Origin of the sequence: Pedobacter sp. HDW13 (assembly GCF_011303555.1) — a bacterium.
Classification (GTDB): domain Bacteria; phylum Bacteroidota; class Bacteroidia; order Sphingobacteriales; family Sphingobacteriaceae; genus Pedobacter.
This window is the reverse complement of the sequence record NZ_CP049868.1, coordinates 1,879,966-1,897,741: the sequence shown is the minus strand read 5'-3', so window position 1 is coordinate 1,897,741 and position 17,776 is coordinate 1,879,966. Positions and strand designations below refer to the sequence as shown.

Below are 17,776 nucleotides of genomic sequence, written 5' to 3'. Positions count from 1 at the left end.
ATGAAAATTAAAATAGGGATTACGGGTCAGGAAGGATTTGTTGGCCAACATCTATACCACACATTAGGACTATTCCCAGATGAGTTCGAACGTGTTGATTACCACATTGATTTTTTCAAGGAAAAAGAAAAATTAGACAATTTTGTTCAAAAATGTGATGTCATTGTTCATTTGGCAGCCATGAATAGGCACGAAAATCTGCAAGTGCTATATAATACGAATGTTTCGCTCGTCCAACAATTGATCGATAGCCTCAATGAAACCAAGAGCAAGGCTCACGTCCTCTTCTCTTCTTCATCACAGGAAGAAAGAGATAATTTATATGGCAAAAGTAAGCGCTTAGGCAGGGAAATGCTTATTGATTGGGCAGCGAAATCAGGAGGCACCTTTACCGGACTGGTGATTCCCAATGTCTTCGGCCCATTTGGAATGCCATTTTATAATTCTTTTATCGCCACTTTTTGTCATCAGCTCACGCATAGCGAACAACCAAAAATTGATGTAGATGGCGAAGTGAAGCTAATTTATGTGGGCGATTTGGTTAATGTGATTTTGAAAGAAATTAGGAGTCAACAGGGAAATCCTACTTTCGTAATACCACATACAGATGAATATAAAGTATCCGTAATCCTTCAGTTGCTTGAAAAATATAAAGCCCAATATTTTTTGCAGGGCATCATCCCTGAACTCAACAATAGGTTTGAACTTAATCTTTTCAATTCATTTAGGACTTATATCAACTTGAATGAACATTATCCATTCAAGTTTACAAAACATATGGACGCTCGTGGGGCATTTGTAGAGATCATCAAACTAAATGTAGGTGGCCAAGTTTCCTTTTCTACCACAGTACCGGGCATTACCAGAGGTAACCATTACCATACACGTAAAATTGAACGTTTCGCAGTCATCAAAGGGAAAGCACTTATTCAATTGAGAAGGATTGGAACCAACGAAATTTTTGAATTTTATTTGGATGGTAACGAGCCATCGTATGTAGATATGCCAATCTGGTATACGCATAATATCAAAAATATTGGCGAAGAAGAGCTCTATACCAATTTTTGGATCAATGAGTTCTACGACCCTGCAGATCCTGATACCTTTATGGAAGAAGTATAATTTTAAATCGAATAAATAATGAAGAAACTCAAAGTAATGACGGTCGTAGGTACCCGACCAGAGATTATTAGGTTGTCGAGGGTATTAGCAGCTTTAGACAACGCTGAAGCTATTGAACATGTCATTGTCCATACTGGCCAGAATTATGATTATGAGCTGAACCAGATTTTTTTTGATGATTTAAATTTAAGAAAACCTGACTTTTTTTTGGATGCCGCAGGAAAAACTGCAGTGGAGACTATTGGCCAAATTCTCATCAAGATAGATCCGCTTCTTGAATCGCAACAACCTGATGCCTTCTTGGTATTAGGCGATACAAATTCATGTTTATGCGCCATTCCGGCTAAAAAGCGCCGAATCCCAATTTTTCACATGGAAGCCGGAAACCGTTGCTTCGACCAAAGGGTTCCAGAAGAAACGAACAGAAAGATTGTAGATCACATCGCCGATATCAATCTAACCTACAGCAGTATCGCAAGAGAATATTTATTACGTGAAGGATTGCCTGCAGATCGGATCATTAAAACAGGCTCACCCATGTTCGAGGTATTGAACCATTATTTACCACAAATCGAAGCCTCAGACATCCTAACCAAACTTGATCTTAAGGCACAGCAATATTTCGTGGTTTCATCACATCGTGAAGAAAATATAAGTAGCGATAAAAATTTCAGAGCCCTGATGAGCAGCCTTAACTTGATTGCCGAGACCTATGGATTTCCAATCATCGTCAGTACACATCCGCGTACAAGAAACATGATCGAAAGCAAAGAGATTGAAATGCGTCCTGAAGTACAATTCTTAAAACCTATGGGTTTCAGCGATTATAATGCTTTACAAATGAATTCTTATGCAGTGTTGTCCGACAGTGGAACCATAGGTGAGGAATCTTCTACCTTAAACTTCCCGGCCTTAAATCTGAGAGATGCACATGAAAGACCTGAAGCAATGGAAGAAGCCTCGGTTATGATGGTTGGAATGAGCCAAGACAGAATAATGCAAGCATTGAATCAACTTGGCCACCAAAAGCGTGGAAAGGAGCGCAATTTCAGGCCTGTAGCAGATTATTCGATGCCAAACGTATCTGATAAAATGGTAAGGATAATTATCAGTTACGTAGATTATATTAAAAGAGTAGTTTGGTCTGAATAAAGCTAGCCTGAATGAAAGTTATTTTTTTAACCATAGTAGAAATCAATTCGATAGATGATCGCGGCATCTATCATGACCTTTTGCGAAAATTTCGCAATGAAGGACACGATGTTACGATTGTTACTCCCGTAGAACGAAGAAAGAGCAAGCCTACTTCCTTCACACAGCATGATGGCGTATCCATCCTGCAGGTCAAGACATTTAATATCCAAAAAACCAATGTCGTAGAAAAAGGCATCGGGACGCTGGCCATAGAATATCAGTTTCTCCATGCGATCAAAAAATACCTGTCAAACCAAAAATTTGACCTCATTCTGTACTCTACTCCACCTATCACCTTTTCCAAGGTCATTTCCTACATCAAAAAAACAGATCGTGCTTTTGCTTACCTGCTGTTGAAGGATATTTTTCCTCAGAACGCGGTGGATATGAAAATGATCAAAGAAGGAGGGGTCATCCATCGGTTATTTTTAAAGAAAGAGCGAAAATTATATGAGATCTCTGATATGATTGGATGTATGTCTGAAGCCAATAAAGAATATGTGATCAAGCATAATCCTTACTTAGCGCCAACAAAGGTTGAAGTTAATCCGAATACCATCGAACCCATCAGTATCGTTACTGATCCAGCTGAACTGTCTACCATTAGACAGAAATATCAATTACCTTTATCGAAGAAAATCTTGGTTTATGGTGGTAACCTGGGAAAACCTCAAGGGGTCGATTTTTTATTGGAAACCATCCAATCTGCCAAAAATCCTGCAGCACATTTTTTAATCGTAGGTTCAGGAACAGAATTTTCAAGGATGCAGGACTGGTTTCTGAAGCATAATCCCAGCAATGCTACACTCTTGTCTGGTCTACCTAAAGCAGATTACGACAAGGTATTGGCCGGATGCGATATCGGATTGATCTTTTTGCATCAAGATTTTACAATCCCTAATTTTCCTTCAAGACTACTTTCTTATCTGGAAATGGGTATACCGGTTCTGGCAGCCACTGATGTAAATACGGATATTGGTCATGTTATAGAGAAAGCCGATTGCGGTTATTGGGTAAAGGCAGGAAATATAAAAGAAATGCTGGGCGCCATCAATACGATGGTTGATGGTGATCTGAAGGTACAAAGTGAACATGCACGTCAACTCCTCTTGGATGAATATACCGTTGATCGATCATATCACTTAATTACTGACAAAGTAAATGTATAGAAGCATATTTAAGAGATTATTAGATTTTTCAATAGCATTGATTGCATTGATTGTTTTTTCACCGATCATCGTATTGGCAGGTCTACTTTTGGCCATTGCAAACCGCGATAATCCTTTCTTCATTCAAAAAAGACCAGGGCTACATGGGAAAATTTTTAACATCATCAAATTTAAAACGATGAATGATGAAAAAGGCACAGATGGTAATTTATTGCCTGATGCCCAGCGGTTAACTGCCGTTGGCGCATTTGTGAGAAAAACATCTATGGATGAAATACCACAATTAATCAATGTGCTTATTGGAGATATGAGTTTGATAGGTCCACGACCATTATTGCCGCAATATCTGCCATTATATAATGAAGATCAGCAAAAGCGACATGATGTAAGACCAGGTATTACAGGTTGGGCGCAGGTGAATGGCAGAAATGCCATTTCATGGAGACAAAAGTTTGAATATGATTGCTGGTACGTAAAGAATGTCAGCTTTTTGTTAGACCTGAAAATCCTATCATTGACGCTAAAAAAAGTTGTAAAATCTGAAGGAATCTCATCTAGTTCCTCAGCAACGATGGAGGCTTTTAACGGACATAATTAAAATGAAAACAGATTTTTATAAATTAATAGTTAATGATATTACCTATGAGACAGCTGATGCTGTTTCAATTGAGTTCAAGATTCCATCTGCTCTGGAAAAGGAATTCACCTATATTTCTGGGCAATATTTAACTTTAAAGGTCATGATCGATGGAGAAGAACATAGGCGTTCTTATTCTATATGTTCGTCAGCCTATCATCAAGAGCACCTCAAAGTTGCTGTCAAAAAAGTTAAACAAGGAAAAGTGTCTACTTTTTTGAATGAGAGCATACAAGCTGGCGATACGATCGAAGTAATGGTACCAAATGGCAGATTTTATCCAGAAATGGATGCTTCAAATGTTCGGGATTATATATTTTTCGCTGGTGGAAGCGGGATCACCCCGATCATTTCAATCATCAAAACCTTATTGATCATAGAACCCAAATCTACAATTCGGTTATTTTATGGCAATTTTGATGAAAAAGCAATTATTTTCAGAGATCAAATCGATAGCTTGTTATCCGCTTACCCAAGTCTAGAAGTCCTTTATTTGTTGGAACAGTATGATCAGGAAAATCCCGGTTTTCAAGAAGGTAGGCTTGATGAAGAGGTGATTTCCTTGCTATTGGTCAAAGCTAACAAGCAAGCCCAATATTTTGTCTGCGGACCAACAATAATGATGCAGAACGTAGAAAATGTTCTTAAGCTGGTTGGAATACCAAAACAAAACATTCATATCGAGTATTTTTCAATGGTTGTAAAGCCTACGGCTTCAACTGAAGAAATCATTGAGGAAACTACACCTGATACTAAACAGAATTCAGATGCAAAGAAGCTTGTAAAGGTTATTTTAGGTGGCGTTGAAAATACGATTGACTATGGAGATAGCAAACTGCCTATTTTACAGCTGGCCATAGACAATGGAATCGATGCACCATACTCTTGTCGCGAAGCAATTTGTTGCTCCTGTAGGGCAAAGGTGCTGAGCGGAAAAGTGAAGATGAAAAATAATTATGCACTCACCGATGAGGAAGTAGAGGAAGGTTATATTTTAACTTGTCAATCTATTCCTTTAAGCCATGAAGTGATTGTCAGTTATGATGCTTAGTTGAAAATTATTAGTACTTTTGAACCATGGAAAAAATCGCGATTTATGGAGCTGGTGGATTTGGGAAAGACATCGCTTTCTTACTTGAAGTAAGTAGTGAGCAATATGAACTAATTGGCTTTTTTGATGATGGCGTGGAAAAAGGGTCAAAGATAGTTGGTTATGAGGTATTGGGAGGTAAAGATGAGCTAAGTGCTTTTACTGGTCAGTTATCAGTCGTTTTTGCGATCAATAATGGTGCTGTCATCAAAAGTATTCACGAAGGGATAACCAATAAGAACGTTAGTTTTCCGAACATTTTTCATCCAAGATGTGTTATTGATCGTAACACACTAAATATTGGTATTGGAAATGTATTCAATATCGATGTTATTATTTCGAAGGATGCGACTATTGGCAATTTTAACAGTTTTAATAATCGGGCAACAATTGGTCATGATGTAATAATAGGTGATTTTAATCATTTCAGCCCTAATGTTCAAATCTCAGGTGGAGTAAAAATTGGAAATCATAATCTATTTGGGTTAAACTCTTCAATTATTCAATATAAAAAAGTAGGAAACAACAATAAAATTGGAGCATGCAGTTTGGTCATCAGAAACGTTTCAGATGACAGTTCAGTTTTTGGAATTCCAGCATTAATCAGTAAATTTTAGTATTCAAAATAATAAACAAAAATGGAATTACAAGACTTTATAAACAACTTCGCTTCGCAATTCGACGATACAGATAGCGCTGAATTTACAGCTGATTTACAGTTTCATGATTTGGAGGAGTGGAGTTCTTTAAATGCATTATCGATCATCGCAATGGTTGATGAAGAATATGGAGTTAAACTAACAGGCAACGATATCCGCGAAGCAAAATCTGTTCAAGATCTGTTTGATGTCGTTAAAGGTAAAAAATAATGGCTTATCTAGAAGTTAGTGGCATCAAAATTTCAGGAATTTCAGCGTGTGTGCCAAAAAAAAACATTTCAAATCGTGATTATCCTTATTTGTCGACAGAAGAGGTTGATAAATTTATTAAAAGCACTGGAATAGAGAATAGAAGGGCAGCCGAGCCGGGTATTTGTACGTCTGATTTATGTTATGAAGCGGCAGACAAGCTGTTGAATGACCTCAAGTGGGATAGGAACGAGGTAGAAATCTTAGTTTTTGTTACACAAACGCCTGACTATGTGTTGCCTGCAACTTCTACAATCTTACAAGATAGATTAGGCTTATCTCAAGAATGCATGGCATATGACATCTCATTAGGCTGTTCTGGATATGTCTACGGCATGACAACGCTTTTGAGCAGCATGTATGCTGGCAAAATAAAAAAAGGATTATTATTGGTTGGTGATACGATTACACAGAGGACCAACAAACAAGATAAAAGTACAGAACTCCTATTTGGAGACGCTGGCACTGCTACAGCCTTTGAACTAACTGACGAACTTTTCGAAACCATAAATATTCATTTAGCTAGTGATGGCTCAGGCTATCAAGCTATTTGCATTAGAGATGGTGGCAGTAGAAACCTATTCACAGAAAATTCTTTAGTAGAAAACGAGGTTGAGGCAGGAATCAAAAGAAGAAACATCGATCTCTATTTAGATGGGATGGATGTTTTTTCGTTCGGCATTGATAAAGCACCAGCAACTGCAAGAAAACTAATGGAAAAGACAGGGGAGAGCATTGGTGATATCGATTACTTTGTTTTTCATCAGGCTAATAGGTTCATGAATGAGAAAATCAGAAAAAAATTAGATATTCCAGTCGAAAAATACCTGTATTCCTTGGCAGATTTTGGGAACACGAGCTGTGCAACAATACCACTCACCATTGTGCATAACATCAAAAACCAAATTCAGAATGAAAAAGTAAAAATGTTACTGTGTGGTTTTGGTGTCGGCCTATCTTGGGGTCTATATCCCTCAACCTGAATAAAATTGTTTGTCCTGAACTCATAGAAATTTAAAAGATGTTTAGTTTAGAAGGAAAGAAAATACTTGTTACCGGAGCTTCCTCAGGAATTGGAAAAGCAACAGCCATTATGTTTGCAGCCAATGGGGCAACGCTGATCATTACAGGCAGGGATGAACAAAAGTTGAATGCCGTTTTAACGCAACTGGATGATCAAAAGCATAGGGCCATCACATGCGATTTGAGTGATGAAGAAGCCTTAAAGAAATTGGCAGATTCTGTTGATCAAATCGATGGACTTGTCTATTCAGCGGGTGTTATCGATTATACTCTATATAAAAATCTAAATAGAGAGAAATATGATAAAATTTTCAATGTAAATTTTTATTCTGCCATTCAGTTAACTAATTATCTATTAAAATTTAAGAAAATCGAGAAAGGCTCTTCTCTTGTATACATATCATCAATTTCATCCATTCTTGGTGTTCCGGCAACCGCTTTGTATGGTGCATCAAAGGCCGCATTAAATACTGCAGTTAAAGTACTGGCATCTGAACTAGCACCTCGTAAAATTAGAGCAAATACAGTGATGCCCGGAATTGTGAGAACACCTATGATTACCGAAGCAGAGGGTTTGATAGAATCCGAAGCCTTTGATTTAGCAGAAAAACAATATCCACTAGGATTTGGAACCCCTGATGATGTGGCATCTGCTTGTCTATTTTTGACATCTGATGCAAGTAAATGGATAACAGGAACTTCAATCTTGTTGGATGGTGGGCACAACCTGCTGTAAATAAAAATACATGAAAGCAATTATAACTCCGAAATATTATTTTGAGCCTAGCTTATATACGGAAGAGCAAAATAAGATTTTTAGTACAACTTGGATGTTTGTAGGCTTTACGAATGACCTAGCAAATCCAAATGATTTTTTAACCGTTGAGATTGCAGGGATACCTGTTGCTGTCCAAAATCTGAAAGGTGAAATAAAGGCGTTCAAAAATGTATGTTCTCATCGCTTTTCTATTATACATACTGAAAAATCTGGTAATCGGCCCTTTGTTTGCCCTTACCATGGATGGGCTTATAACGAGGAAGGTATCCCAACCGGAATCCCTAAAAAACCATATTTTGAATTTTCAGACGAAGATTTGAAATGCCTTCGATTAGAACAATATCAATTGGAAACATGTGGAACGCTAATTTTTATCAAGATTAAGCCAGATGAAGTTTCACTTCGCCAATATTTGGCTAGTTATTATCCACTTTTAGAAGAAATGTCTAACGCCTTCGGTGAATTGGTAGATGTGAATGAAATGTTGATTGGAGCCAACTGGAAAGTTGTAGTCGAAAATACTTTGGAGAGTTACCATGTAAACTTAATCCATAAAGATAGCTTTAGAAAACTGGGTACTTCTGGATTGAACTTCGAATTCATCGACAGACATTCTGCTTGGAATACAGGATTGAAGTTCGAAGAGGAAGACTCCGCCGTGAAAGCAATTCATAAGCCTTATAAAGAAAGACCATTTGTGATGAGAGGCTATAAGCACATGATTGTTTTTCCAAATGTATTAATCTCATCAACGTATGGAATCTCATTCAACTTATCTGTTGTTACCCCAGTTGATGAAAACACCTCTTTATTTAGAAGTTACGTTTTTATTACAAAAAAGGATAGTGGAAAAGAAAAAGGAGCATTGGAAGAGGCTTATGAAAATTCACTGAAAGATTTTAACCGAACTGTTTTTGCTGAAGATAAATTCATCTGCGAAAAAGTACAACAAGGCGTAAAATATACTTCCTACAATGGCGAACTCAGTGAAGAGGAAACGCGTGTTTGTAAATTTCAAGAAAGTTATAAAGCTTTAATGTCGTAAATATGGAAGCTCACATCAAAGCAATATCCTATTTTCTACCCGAACAGAAACTAGATAATAAGAAACTAAATTCACTGTTTCCAGAATGGTCAGTAGATAAAATTTCTGCAAAAACTGGGATTTTTGAAAGGAGAATTACCAATGAACAGACTTTTAGCTCTGATCTTGGCGTAAAAGCTGCCGAAAAGCTTTTTTCTGAACATGATATTTCTCCACTTGAAATTGATTATATTTTGTTCTGTACCCAAAGTCCAGATTATTTTCTACCAACCACTGCCTGTCTGGTACAAGATAGATTAGGTATACCTACCAGTGCCGGTGCATTAGATTATAATCTCGGTTGTTCAGGTTTCGTTTACGGATTAGGGTTGGCAAAAGGACTTATCCTGGCAGAAGAGGCCACCAATGTATTACTCATTACAGCAGAAACCTATTCGAAATTTATTCACCCAAACGATAAGAGTAATCGAACAATATTTGGAGATGCAGCCGCAGCCACATTAATATCAAATGAGCCTGGTATAGCAAAGATCGGAAAAAGTAATGTTGGAACAGATGGAAAAGGAGCAGAAAATCTAATTGTTAAGAATGGTGGATTAAGAAACAGGCAACAAAATGATCGTGAAGCATTAACAGACGAGTATGGAAATACTCACCATGACGACTTTCTATTTATGAATGGAAGCGAAATATTTAATTTCACTTCTGAGATGGTTCCTGCACTTGTAGAGACTACGCTTAAAAGAAATAAATTGGATACAGAAGATATCGATTTATATATTTTTCATCAAGCAAATAAATTTATGCTTAATCATCTTAGAAAGAAGATTAAGATTGATGAAAATAAGTTTTATTATTTTCTGGAAAATTGTGGTAATACAGTTTCTTCAACTATTCCAATTGCTTTATATCATGCTATTTTAGATAAAAGAGCAAAAGGTAATGTATTATTAGCTGGTTTTGGAGTAGGTTATTCTTGGGGAGGTTTAATCTTAGAGTTTGTTCCGAATTGAATGACCTAAATTAATGAGCGAAATGGTCATTAAAAGATTTATAAATAATCCAGTAAGCTCAAATTGTTATGTTTTATATTATAAAACGAACGACAATTGTATTATTATTGACCCAGGATCAAAAGACGCAACTGAGCTAAACAATTTTTTAGAAGCGCATCAATTATACCCAGAATATATCATTTTAACTCATCACCATTTTGACCATATCTGGGGTGTAAATAATTTAATTCAAAGGTATAATTGTAAGTTAATTAGTTCAATTAGCTGTTCGAATAAAATTATTGACCATAAACTTAATTTGAGTTTGTTTTATGATGATCAAGGATTTACGACATCACCATCGGATATTTTAGTTGAAAATATTGACAATACATTAAACTGGAAAGGAACGGTTTTAAAGTTTTATAGTACAAAAGGGCATACTGAAGCTTGCATAAGTGTATGCGTTGATGAAAACTTATTTACTGGGGATGCATTGATTAAGGACATTAAAATAATGACAAAGTTTCCCGGTGGAAGTAAAGAAATGCTTAAAGAAACATATCGTTTATATAAGCAATTGTTAATAAATCATCAGAATTTGATGATTTATGCTGGGCATGGAGAAATATTTAAATTAGAGGATAAATACTTAGAACTGAGAAAATAGCGTGGTAAAAGAAAAAATATGGTTATCATCTCCCCACATGGGTGGAATGGAGCAAAAATATGTTAATGAGGCGTTTAATACTAACTGGGTCGCTCCATTAGGACCAAATGTAGATGGTTTTGAAGAGGATCTTTGTGGTTTTACAGGATCGAGACACGCAGCAGCTTTAAGCTCTGGAACTGGAGCAATTCACTTAGCCTTAATAATGTTAGGCGTAAAGCCTGGTGATGAGGTTATTTGCCAGTCGATGACATTTGCTGCAAGTGCCAATCCAATTGCATATGTTGGAGCTACTCCTGTATTTGTTGATAGCGAAATGAACACCTGGAATATGTGCCCTAATCTATTAAGGGAATGTATTATCGATCGAATTGCTAAAGGAAAAAAGCCAAGGGCTATTATTCCTGTACATTTATATGGGATGCCGGCAAAAATGGATGAAATAATAAGGGTTGCTAATGAATTCGAAATTCCCATTATTGAAGATGCTGCGGAAGCCCTTGGCTCAAAAATTGGTAACAAAAAGATGGGTACTTATGGCCTTTTTGGCATTTTATCTTTTAATGGAAATAAAATCATTACAACTTCTGGGGGAGGAGCACTAATTTCTGACTCAGGAGAATATATCAATGAAGCGCGGTTTTTGGCTACCCAAGCTAGGGATAAAGCTAATCACTATGAGCATAGCAAAATTGGATATAATTACCGGATGAGTAATATTTGTGCAGGAATCGGTCGTGGACAGATGGAAGTATTAAATGATAGGATCTCTAAAAGGCGTAGTAATTTTAACTATTATAAAGAAGCGTTAGCACAGATTGAAGGCATTCATTTTCTCGAAGAACCTGAAGGATTCTATTCAAATCGATGGTTGTCTACTATTTATGTCGATCGATCGGCAGACGACAGGTATTCAAAGAAGAGTATCTATTTGTCTTTGCAATCCGAAAATATTGAGAGCCGGCCTCTTTGGAAACCAATGCACCTTCAACCTGTTTTTAAAGAGGCACCGTATTATGGTAATGGTATTTCCGAAGATTTATTTAGAAATGGTTTATGCTTACCGTCAGGATCAAATTTAACAGAACAAGATTTGGAAAGAGTGGTACTGAACATCAGAAGCGTTTATTTATAATCTAAGAAATACAGTTAAGAAAATATGCAATTCTATAGGGGATTGTTATATTCTTTTTGGTATCATATTTGTTGTAAATGTTTACCTTTATTAAAATTTATCCTATTGTATCTTGTTTACACAAATTAATATTGTACCGCGTTGGGTCATTTTCTTATTGGATTTGACCATTTGCACCTGTTCTTTAATATTTGCTTATTCGCTTAAGCATAATTTAGATTTAACAGCGATCGAATTACCCGAGTTGGCCAGGAATCTTTTGATTATTGGTACCATAAATATAGCCGTTTTTTTTCATATTAAGACTTTTACGGGGATTATCCGTTATACCAGTGCTCAGGATTCGTTCAGGATTCTGTTATCGGTTATTATTGGTAATGGAACTTTCTTTGTTCTAAATCTAGTCTCAATTACTTTTTTCCAATATCCTTTAATTTCTTTTACGATATTAATCACCAATGGTTTAGCCAGCTTTTTACTGTTGATGACTTATCGGGTGCTGATTAAATATTTTTTTATTTATGTGAAGAACCTTAATCTGGATAAGAAGAAAGTAATTATATATGGTGCCGGAGAAGCAGGCTTGGCTACCAAACGGACTTTTGATCATGATGGTAGTGTAAATAAAAATATAGTTGCCTTTGTTGATGATGATCAGCGAAAAGTGGGTAAGACCATAGATGGCGTAAAAATTTTAGATGCCGCAAACTTGGCTTATCTAATTGGGGAACATGAGCTGGATGAAATTATCTTTGCTTCTTACACTATCCCTGATGATAAAAAAGATGCCATTGTGGATTTATGTTTAGAGAACGATATTAAAGTTTTAAATATTCCTCCACTTGATGTATGGACCAACGGTCAGTTAAAGCCTGCTCAGATCCAGAAATTAAATATTGAAGATTTATTGAACCGCAAGTCGATCAAAATTGATATTGAAGGCATTGGAAAAATGCTTAATACGAAACGAATTCTGATTACTGGCGCAGCTGGATCGATCGGTAGTGAGATTGTGCGGCAGCTATCTAAATTCGATGTAGGTTTGATAATTCTTTGCGATCAATCGGAAACGGCATTACATGAGCTTTACCTCGAACTGGAAGAAAACAATAAGAACAAGAATTTTCATGCGTTTGTTGGGGATGTTCGCGATGAACAACGCATGGATAAATTGTTTGATACCTATAAGCCACATTATGTTTATCATGCTGCAGCGTATAAACACGTGCCTTTAATGGAGGATAACCCTGCTGAGGCTATTAAGGCTAATGTATTAGGCACGAAAACTATTGCCGATAAAGCTGTTAAACATGGTGTTCAGAAATTTGTAATGATTTCGACAGATAAAGCTGTAAACCCTACCAATATTATGGGGCTTCTAAAAGGATTGCCGAAATTTATGTTCAATCATTAAACAATTCGTTAAGTACTGAAGGCTTTATTTTTAGTAATGGTTTACAGTATATCAACGAGTTGAATGTTAAACCCATCACCAAATTTATTACAACAAGATTTGGAAATGTGTTGGGGTCAAACGGATCAGTAATTCCTCGCTTTAGACAACAGATTGAAAAGGGTGGTCCGCTTACAGTTACTCACCCCGAAATCACCCGTTACTTTATGACCATACCTGAAGCTTGCCGTTTGGTATTGGAAGCAGGATGTATGGGTAAAGGTGGTGAGATTTTCGTTTTTGATATGGGCAAGTCAGTCAAAATTGTTGAATTGGCAAAAAAAATGATCAGATTAGCTGGTTTAGAGCCTAATGTTGATGTGAAGATTGAATATTCGGGTTTACGACCGGGAGAAAAGCTGTATGAAGAGCTACTGAATGATAATGAAAATACCATGCCCACACACCACGAAAAAATTATGATTGGCAAGGTGCGTGAATATGTGTTTGCTGATGTAGAAAAACAAATTTACGAGCTGGTTGCTTCAGCAAAATCAGGTAATGATCGGCAGGTTGTAATCAATATGAAAAAGCTGGTCCCGGAATTCAAGAGTAAAAATTCGGTATTTGAAGAATTAGATCAAATTATTAATGATTAGAAAATGACGAGAAAAATCCTTTTTATGGCCTGTATGGCCATTTTTGCTTTAAGCGCAAAAGCACAAACCCGACTGCCAATAACATTATCCAATACGATTATCAGTTTTATCAAAAACTAAATTCATCAGTTTACGACCGTCAATCTAAATTTCACTCGGCCATTAAAGGCTTTTATGCTGACGATAGTGTTTTGCAAAAGCAATACGATTCGCTAATGAATGCTGGTGCCGATAGTTTGAATAAAAGAAGCTGGGTTCATCGTAAATTGTTTCAGGAGCACCTTTTAGAATTTAAGAACGAAGATTATAATATTTACGCCGATTTTTTACCTGATTTTCAAATTGGCCGCGATGTTGCCGGTGATCGGACAACCTGGTTAAACACCAGGGGCTTTCAGGTTGGTGGTAATGTTGGTAAACAATTTTCGTTTTATTTAAATGGCTTCGAAAATCAAGGGAAATTTGCCAATTATGTAAATAACTTTATTGTAGCGAATCAGGTTGTGCCGGGACAAGGTTATGGTAAATTAGGAGCAGACAAACAAGATTGGTCTTACGTAACGGCACTTTTATCTTATACGCCAAATAAACATTTGAATTTTGCTTTAGGCTACGACAAGAACTTTATTGGCGATGGATACCGTTCGATGTTGTTATCGGATGTGTCATCTAATTATTCGTTCTTCCGTGTACGTGCTACTTTAGGTAGTGTACAGTATCAGACCATATTTGCATACATGCTGGATCCTGGTGCTCCGAAACTGGCCAGTGACAGAAGACTGGGGGATAGAGGAAAGTGGATGGCTGCGCATTATGTAGATTGGAATGCGACTAAACGCTTTTCAGTAGGTTTTTTTCAGGCCGTAACCTGGGCGGATGCTGAAGTAGAAGGCAAACGTGGATTTGATTTCAACTATATTCATCCATTTATGTTCCTGCGCCCTGTTGAGAGTACCAATACTACGTCTCCTGATAAAATGCGTTTGGGTATTAACTTAAAGTATGAGATATTGGATAAAACAGCTTTGTACGGCCAGTTTATGTTTGATGAATTTACAGCCAAGGAATTTTTTAAAGGTAACGGGTATTGGGCAAATAAGTTTGCCGTACAGTTCGGTGTACGCGGATCTGATTTATTCAAAGTACAAGGTTTAAATTACCTTGCTGAATTTAATACCGCCAGACCATATACCTATGCACATTTTGACCGGATATCTAATTATGCAAATTATAACCAATCACTAGCGCATCCTCTCGGTGCCAACTTTAGGGAGTTTTTGGGGATCTTAAATTATAGTTACAAAAGATTTGACCTACAGGGGCAGGCCTTGTATTCGCGTTATGGTTTAGATCCTGCTGATATGAATTATGGCGGCGATATTTTTAAAAGCTATGATACAAGGTCTGTACAGTACGGTAGCCATATCGGCCAGGGGATTGGCACCGATTTATATTATGTAAAAGGGCAGGTAGCTTATTTACTAAATCCGAAATATAATTTAAGGATAGAAGTTGCCGGTACTTATAGGAGAGAAAGCAACGAATTGGGTTTAAATAAAACTGGTTTGTTAACCATTGGTTTGAGAAGTTCGTTTAGAAATATTTATCACGATTTTTAACCGTGATAAATATTTCGATGAAGTGTTAATTTGATTAGGCCATAGCTAATCTTTTATTTACCTCTAAATTGGTTAACCATGTAACCAACAAAATTGAAAATAAGTTTACTAAATACAATCGTTTTTCTAATAGCAGTCATAATTTAGTTCATTTTATTCGCAAACAAAATATTGCTTGCGATGTTAAACATATGAAAGATAAAATTGTTTTAAAATTGAAGTGGATTTATCAGGTTTTAAAGTAGATTGCTTTTATAGGTGTATAGAAAAAGGTTTGATACCTGCTAAATAAAAAGAAAGCGCTGATTAAAATAATCAGCGCTTTCTTTTTAACTATTCAACTGTTACAGATTTAGCCAAGTTTCTTGGCTGATCTACATTACAGCCCCTCATTACCGCAATGTGATAAGAAAGTAACTGAAGTGGGATAGTAGCTAATAGTGGTAAGAAAGCTTCGTTGGCATCGGGGATCTCAATGCAATAGTCGGCCATTTTCTTTACCTCAGTATCGCCTTCTGTTACAATGGCAATTACCTTACCTTTACGGGCTTTTACTTCCTGAATGTTGCTGATTACCTTTTCGTAAGATGAATTTTGGGTAGCAATAAATACCACCGGCATCTCTTCGTCAATAAGAGCAATTGGGCCGTGTTTCATTTCGGCCGCGGGATAGCCCTCTGCGTGGATATAAGAAATTTCCTTTAGTTTTAGTGCGCCTTCCAGTGCCACAGGGAAACCACTACCGCGGCCCAGGAATAAGCAGTTTGTTGAATCTTTAATTTTTTCGGCGACTTCTTTGATTAACTCATTCGATTCCAATGCAATCTGAATTTTTTCAGGAATGTGGTCTAGTTCGGTTAATAGCTCAATTAATTTGGAAGTAGTAATTGAGCCTTTTTGCTGTGCCATGTAAAAGGCCATTAAAGTTAGGACAGTTACCTGTGCGGTAAACGCTTTTGTAGAAGCTACACCAATCTCGGGGCCGGCATGTGTATAAACACCAGCATGTGTTAAGCGTGGGATAGATGCGCCAGCTACATTACAGATACCAAAAATGGTTGCTCCACGCTCTTTGGCCATTTCGATAGCGGCCATGGTATCAGCAGTTTCGCCTGATTGTGAGATCGCAATTACCACATCTTTTTCAGTAATAATTGGGTTGCGGTACCTGAACTCTGATGCATACTCTACCTCAACCGGGATACGGGCATATTCTTCAATCAGGTATTCCCCTACCAAACCCGCATGCCATGACGTACCGCAAGCTACAATGATGATCCGATCTATATTTTTTAACTTCTCTGCGAATTCTTTGATTCCGCCCAACTGAACTTTACCTTCTTCGGGGTAGATACGCCCGCGCATACAATCTTTTATCGATCTTGGCTGTTCGTATATTTCTTTTAGCATGAAGTGATCGAAGCCACCTTTCTCCAGCATCTCCAGTTTCAGTTCCAGTTCCTGAATTAATGGGGTTTGCACTACATTATCGAGCTGCTTAATTAAAAGATCATTTTTAGTAATTAATGCAATTTCGCCATCTTTCAGGTAGATTACATTTTTGGTATATTCGATAATGGGTGTAGCATCTGATGCGATAAAATATTCGCCTGCGCCAACGCCAATAACCATCGGGCTTCCTTTACGTGCAGCAATTAAGCGATCGGGATTTTCCCTATCCATAATTACGATGGCATAGGCACCACTCACTTCCTGGAGTGCCAAACGTACAGCTTCCATCAGGTCTATTTGCTCAATCTTCTGGATTTCTTCAATCAGATGGATGAGTACCTCTGTATCGGTATCGCTTTTAAACTCATGGCCACGCTCCAATAATTCTTCTTTTAGGGTGGCGTAGTTTTCGATAATACCGTTGTGTATGATAGAAAGTTTATTGTTGTTTGAGGTATGAGGATGCGAATTCCGGTCAGACGGCACACCATGTGTTGCCCAGCGGGTATGGCCTATTCCGATAGTGCCAGATTTATCCTGTGCTGCTGCAAATTCTTCCAAAACAGCCACTTTACCTGCCTTTTTGTAAATATGCTGCCCATTATCATTCATTAATGCAATGCCAGCGCTATCATAACCGCGATACTCTAATCTTTTAAGGCCTTTTAATACAATTGGCCAGGCTTCTCTAAAGCCTATGTAGCCTACTATTCCACACATAATAAATTTAGATTTTAATTAGGCTGCTAATATAACAAATCAAACGTTTGTTTAGCATTTTTTCGTTAATTATGGTAGCGTAATTGTTACGCGCTTCACATGCGTTTACAATATTAGTGAAGCTGATCATACGAGTTAAGTACTTCAATTATCCTCTAAAGCTTTAT

At 37.1% G+C, this 17,776-nt stretch carries 15 protein-coding genes and 1 pseudogene; 15 read left to right on the top strand and 1 reads right to left on the bottom strand.

The window, feature by feature from the left end; translation table 11 throughout:
• The 15 genes and pseudogenes from G7074_RS07895 (at position 1) to G7074_RS07825 (ending at position 15,437) form a co-directional block, all read left to right on the top strand.
• Positions 1–1,122, top strand: a complete 1,122-nt coding sequence (locus G7074_RS07895; RefSeq protein ID WP_166207807.1) for an NAD-dependent epimerase/dehydratase family protein — start codon at positions 1–3, stop codon at positions 1,120–1,122.
• A gap of 18 nt (positions 1,123–1,140) precedes the next feature.
• Positions 1,141–2,274: a non-hydrolyzing UDP-N-acetylglucosamine 2-epimerase gene (gene wecB, locus G7074_RS07890; RefSeq protein WP_166207804.1), complete on the top strand. Its 1,134-nt coding sequence runs from the start codon at positions 1,141–1,143 to the stop codon at positions 2,272–2,274.
• A gap of 11 nt (positions 2,275–2,285) precedes the next feature.
• Positions 2,286–3,485: a glycosyltransferase family 4 protein gene (locus tag G7074_RS07885; RefSeq protein ID WP_166207802.1), complete on the top strand. Its 1,200-nt coding sequence runs from the start codon at positions 2,286–2,288 to the stop codon at positions 3,483–3,485.
• Complete coding sequence (locus tag G7074_RS07880; protein ID WP_166207799.1) at positions 3,478–4,083, top strand: sugar transferase; 606 nt, start codon at positions 3,478–3,480, stop codon at positions 4,081–4,083. Before G7074_RS07885 ends, G7074_RS07880 begins: the two co-directional genes overlap by 8 nt.
• 1 nt (position 4,084) lies before the next feature.
• Positions 4,085–5,173: an FAD-binding oxidoreductase gene (locus G7074_RS07875; protein ID WP_166207796.1), complete on the top strand. Its 1,089-nt coding sequence runs from the start codon at positions 4,085–4,087 to the stop codon at positions 5,171–5,173.
• Positions 5,174–5,199: 26 nt separating this feature from the next.
• The gene (locus G7074_RS07870) at positions 5,200–5,829 is read left to right on the top strand and encodes a NeuD/PglB/VioB family sugar acetyltransferase (RefSeq protein ID WP_166207793.1); all 630 of its coding nucleotides are present in this window, start codon (positions 5,200–5,202) and stop codon (positions 5,827–5,829) included.
• Positions 5,830–5,850: 21 nt separating this feature from the next.
• The gene (locus G7074_RS07865) at positions 5,851–6,081 is read left to right on the top strand and encodes an acyl carrier protein (RefSeq protein WP_166207790.1); all 231 of its coding nucleotides are present in this window, start codon (positions 5,851–5,853) and stop codon (positions 6,079–6,081) included.
• Positions 6,081–7,103, top strand: a complete 1,023-nt coding sequence (locus G7074_RS07860; RefSeq protein WP_205944171.1) for a ketoacyl-ACP synthase III — start codon at positions 6,081–6,083, stop codon at positions 7,101–7,103. The genes G7074_RS07865 and G7074_RS07860 overlap by 1 nt, the downstream gene beginning before the upstream one ends.
• Before the next feature lie 38 nt (positions 7,104–7,141).
• Positions 7,142–7,879, top strand: a complete 738-nt coding sequence (locus G7074_RS07855; RefSeq protein WP_166207787.1) for an SDR family NAD(P)-dependent oxidoreductase — start codon at positions 7,142–7,144, stop codon at positions 7,877–7,879.
• Positions 7,880–7,889: 10 nt separating this feature from the next.
• Entirely contained in the window at positions 7,890–8,966 is a 1,077-nt protein-coding gene (locus G7074_RS07850; protein WP_166207784.1) for an aromatic ring-hydroxylating dioxygenase subunit alpha, read from the top strand.
• Between the two features lie 2 nt (positions 8,967–8,968).
• Positions 8,969–9,979: a 3-oxoacyl-ACP synthase III family protein gene (locus tag G7074_RS07845; protein WP_166207781.1), complete on the top strand. Its 1,011-nt coding sequence runs from the start codon at positions 8,969–8,971 to the stop codon at positions 9,977–9,979.
• A gap of 13 nt (positions 9,980–9,992) precedes the next feature.
• Positions 9,993–10,631: an MBL fold metallo-hydrolase gene (locus G7074_RS07840; RefSeq protein WP_166207778.1), complete on the top strand. Its 639-nt coding sequence runs from the start codon at positions 9,993–9,995 to the stop codon at positions 10,629–10,631.
• A gap of 1 nt (position 10,632) precedes the next feature.
• A complete protein-coding gene (locus G7074_RS07835) occupies positions 10,633–11,766 on the top strand; it encodes a DegT/DnrJ/EryC1/StrS aminotransferase family protein (RefSeq protein WP_304622168.1) in 1,134 nt (377 codons plus the stop codon).
• 112 nt (positions 11,767–11,878) lie between these two features.
• Positions 11,879–13,818 (top strand): annotated as a pseudogene (locus G7074_RS07830) (polysaccharide biosynthesis protein).
• 191 nt (positions 13,819–14,009) lie between these two features.
• The gene (locus G7074_RS07825; RefSeq protein WP_240916500.1) at positions 14,010–15,437 is read left to right on the top strand and encodes a gliding motility protein RemB; all 1,428 of its coding nucleotides are present in this window, start codon (positions 14,010–14,012) and stop codon (positions 15,435–15,437) included.
• Positions 15,438–15,770: 333 nt separating this feature from the next.
• Here G7074_RS07825 and glmS read toward each other — a convergent pair whose 3' ends face one another.
• Positions 15,771–17,609, bottom strand: coding sequence for a glutamine--fructose-6-phosphate transaminase (isomerizing) (gene glmS / locus G7074_RS07820; protein ID WP_124562087.1), 1,839 nt, complete (start codon positions 17,607–17,609; stop codon positions 15,771–15,773).
• Between the last annotated feature and the right edge of the window lie 167 nt (positions 17,610–17,776).

What these genes read in the sequence shown, in the direction of transcription:
- G7074_RS07895 (WP_166207807.1), top strand. Translation starts at nt 1, where the DNA reads ATGAAAATTAAAATAGGGATTACGGGTCAGGAAGGATTTGTTGGCCAA.
- G7074_RS07850 (WP_166207784.1), top strand. Translation starts at nt 7,890, where the DNA reads ATGAAAGCAATTATAACTCCGAAATATTATTTTGAGCCTAGCTTATAT.
- glmS (WP_124562087.1), bottom strand. Translation starts at nt 17,609, where the DNA reads ATGTGTGGAATAGTAGGCTACATAGGCTTTAGAGAAGCCTGGCCAATT.
- G7074_RS07840 (WP_166207778.1), top strand. Translation starts at nt 9,993, where the DNA reads ATGAGCGAAATGGTCATTAAAAGATTTATAAATAATCCAGTAAGCTCA.
- G7074_RS07870 (WP_166207793.1), top strand. Translation starts at nt 5,200, where the DNA reads ATGGAAAAAATCGCGATTTATGGAGCTGGTGGATTTGGGAAAGACATC.
- G7074_RS07860 (WP_205944171.1), top strand. Translation starts at nt 6,081, where the DNA reads ATGGCTTATCTAGAAGTTAGTGGCATCAAAATTTCAGGAATTTCAGCG.
- G7074_RS07855 (WP_166207787.1), top strand. Translation starts at nt 7,142, where the DNA reads ATGTTTAGTTTAGAAGGAAAGAAAATACTTGTTACCGGAGCTTCCTCA.
- G7074_RS07865 (WP_166207790.1), top strand. Translation starts at nt 5,851, where the DNA reads ATGGAATTACAAGACTTTATAAACAACTTCGCTTCGCAATTCGACGAT.
- G7074_RS07875 (WP_166207796.1), top strand. Translation starts at nt 4,085, where the DNA reads ATGAAAACAGATTTTTATAAATTAATAGTTAATGATATTACCTATGAG.
- G7074_RS07880 (WP_166207799.1), top strand. Translation starts at nt 3,478, where the DNA reads ATGTATAGAAGCATATTTAAGAGATTATTAGATTTTTCAATAGCATTG.
- G7074_RS07845 (WP_166207781.1), top strand. Translation starts at nt 8,969, where the DNA reads ATGGAAGCTCACATCAAAGCAATATCCTATTTTCTACCCGAACAGAAA.
- wecB (WP_166207804.1), top strand. Translation starts at nt 1,141, where the DNA reads ATGAAGAAACTCAAAGTAATGACGGTCGTAGGTACCCGACCAGAGATT.
- G7074_RS07885 (WP_166207802.1), top strand. Translation starts at nt 2,286, where the DNA reads ATGAAAGTTATTTTTTTAACCATAGTAGAAATCAATTCGATAGATGAT.